This is a genomic window from Bellilinea sp. (assembly GCF_034432615.1).
GTDB lineage: Bacteria > Chloroflexota > Anaerolineae > Anaerolineales > Anaerolineaceae > Bellilinea.
In genome coordinates, this window is sequence record NZ_DAOUBL010000105.1 from 1 (window position 1) to 2,870 (window position 2,870).

General features: G+C 55.9%; 3 protein-coding genes. All 3 read left to right on the forward strand.

Going from position 1 to position 2,870, the window contains the following annotated elements:
• Positions 1–48 precede the first annotated feature (48 nt).
• The gene (locus tag VAE48_RS04925) at positions 49–567 is read left to right on the forward strand and encodes a flagellar protein FlgN (RefSeq protein WP_322792206.1); all 519 of its coding nucleotides are present in this window, start codon (positions 49–51) and stop codon (positions 565–567) included.
• Positions 568–579: 12 nt separating this feature from the next.
• The gene (flgK, locus tag VAE48_RS04930) at positions 580–1,989 is read left to right on the forward strand and encodes a flagellar hook-associated protein FlgK (protein WP_322792207.1); all 1,410 of its coding nucleotides are present in this window, start codon (positions 580–582) and stop codon (positions 1,987–1,989) included.
• 21 nt (positions 1,990–2,010) lie between these two features.
• Positions 2,011–2,870: flagellar hook-associated protein FlgL (flgL, locus tag VAE48_RS04935; protein ID WP_322792208.1), on the forward strand; the 860-nt coding region annotated here is incomplete at its 3' end.

Here is a 2,870-nt window from a genome sequence, read left to right on the forward strand (position 1 = left end):
CCCGAGCCTACTTTAAGCCCTGATAGATGACTCAAGTGGAGAGACGGTATGGTAAATCACGATCAATTTTGCGAAGTTCTGATTGAACTGGAAGACACGCTGGTTGAGCAGTTTCGACAGATTCAACAACTGATTGAATTGACCCTGAGCGAGCGTCAGGCCTTGCTGGAAAACAGTGACAGCCTGATGAATATTGTTGAAGAAAAAGAAGTGCTGCTCGACCGGTTGGGAGTATTGGAGGATAACCGCCGCAAAGCCGTGCAAAAACTGGCTCTGGAGCGCGGAATTGTATCGGATGAGACCTCGATTGCCGAACTGCTCCCTTACCTGGACGAGAGTGAAGCCCGGCGCGTTACGCGCCTGGTGGAGGGAATTACCAGCCTTGCCCGAGAGGCGCGCCAGTTGAATGATTACAATCAGGCGCTGGCAGTAACCCGTCTGGACTGGCTGCAAGCCGCCCAGGTCTTTCTGGTTGGGGTGGTGCAGCCCGAGCCGGCTTATGCCCCGCCCTACAAGGCCCGACCGGCGGCGGAGGCTGCCAATTTTGGCATGGACTACCGTGCCTGAAGGGAGGGGTCAATGCCGGGAATCTCTTCAGGAATTCACATTGCCCTGCAGGCCATACTGGCACACGCTCAAACCATTGAGGTGATTGAGCACAATGTTGCCAATGCCAACACACCGGGTTACCGCCGCCAATCGGCGATTTTGGAAGCAACCGTGCCTTCCCCCATCCTTGCAGCGCACAAGGGGATGGGGGCAGGTATGCGCGGCGGTGGGGTGCGGGTTGCCCAGATTCAACGCTTCAACCTGGAATTTTTTGACGGGCGCTACCGCTCGGTTTCGGCCAGCGCCAAATACTGGGAGGCGCGCCGCGATATTCTGGTGCAAATTGAGGCCACTCTTGCGGAAACTTCGCAGGATGGTCTCATCAACAAACTGGATCAGTTCTGGAACAGCTGGCAGAATCTGGCGGGCGACCCGGCCAACCTCAGCCTGCGGGTCAGTTTGCTGGATGATGCCCGGGTTCTGGCCGAGGGATTCAACCGGCGCTGGGAGCAGCTCCAGCAAATCCGGCTCGATCAAAACCAGGCGGTGATCAGTCAGGTGGAACAGGTCAATGCCTATGCCGATGAAGTTGCCCGCCTCAACAAAGAAATTGCCCGCGTTTTCTCCACCGGCGAGCGCCCCAATGACCTGCTGGATCAACGCGACCGGGTTCTGGATCGTTTGGCGGAATTGACCGGCGCCGTTGCCCACGAGCAGAAAAACGGCGAGGTCATGGTTTCGATTGGCGGGCATGTGCTGGTGATGGGGGTACAGGCGCTGCATCTGACCACCCGCCCGAAAGCCGGCGATACCCCGATGGTGGAAGTGGTCTGGCAGGCCGATACACCCCCGCAGACGGTCAATCTGGCTGGCGGCTCGTTGAAAGGCATTTTGGAAGTGCGCGATGAGGTCATACCGCAGCAGATTCAGGGACTGAATACGCTGGCAGGTCAGATGATTCAACAGGTCAATGCCCTGCACAGCAGCGGTTTTGGGTTGAACGGAGCAACCGGCTTACCGCTCTTCAACGGCACAGATGCAATTACCATGCGTTTGAATGCAGCGGTGGATGCTCAGAGCCTGGCAGCCGCCGATGATTCCGGGCAGCCGGGCAACAACGCGGTTGCCATGGCCATTGCGGCATTGCGTAACCAGCCAATTGCCGGGCTGGGAAATGTATCTCCCAATGAATATTACAACGGGCAAATCACATCATTTGGCGTACTGACCAAAAATGCCACCCAAAATAGTAGCACTCATGGGCTGGTTGCCAAAGCCCTCAACGATCAGCGCGAGGCGGTTGGGGGGGTATCGCTGGATGAAGAAGCGGCAAATCTTGCCAAAGCGCAGCGCGCTTATCAAGCAGCAGCCCGTGTGCTGACGGCGTATGACGAGATGCTGGATCGCATCATCAATGGGCTGGGCCTGGTCGGGCGGTAATGGAAAGGCAGGGATGAAAACATGCGTGTAACCCATCAAGGAATGATCAACAATACCATTGCTCATTTATCCGGTAATATGGATCAAATCGCCCGCCTGCAAAGCAAAATTGCTGCCGGCAAGAAAAATCTGTCCCCCTCCGACGATCCAGTGAACACCTCGCAAAGTCTGACCATGCGTTCTACACTGAATAACCTGCAAGCCTACCGCAGCACCAACGAATTGACCCGCGAGTGGATGGAAGCCGCTGATTACAGCCTCGAACAATTACAGACGATTGGTGTGCGGGCGGTAGGGCTGATCACACGCGGTTTGAGTGATACCATGGGAAGCGATGAGCGCCAACATGCGCTGGCTGCCGAAATTGACGGCATGATTGCCCAAGTGGTTCAAATTGGGAACTCGACCCACAAAGGTGAATACATTTTTGCCGGTTTTCAGCTGCACACCCAGCCGTTTGTGATGAGTGATCCGAATACACTCGTCTATCAGGGGGATAACGGCCTTTTACAGCGCGCAATTGCGCCCGGTCAGTCGGTGGTGATGAACCTGCCCGCAGAACCCGTCTTTCGTCCGCTGGTTGAATCACTGATAGCTGCCCGCAATGCGCTGCAATCAGCCAGTTTTGATCGGAATGCTTTACAAACGGCCTTTACCCAGTTAGAATCAGCGCTTGACGCAGTGGATGCGCAGCGCACGGGGCTGGGCACACGAATGCGGCAGGTGAAGGCAGCCAGTGATGGGATTGATAAGACTGAAATTGAGCTGAACAGTCTGCTTTCCAAAAGAGAAGACCTGAACATGGCGGAAGCCATTACCCTGCTGCGCGGTCAGGAAACGACCTATCAGGCAGTACTGGAAGTCAGCCGGCGTGCCATATC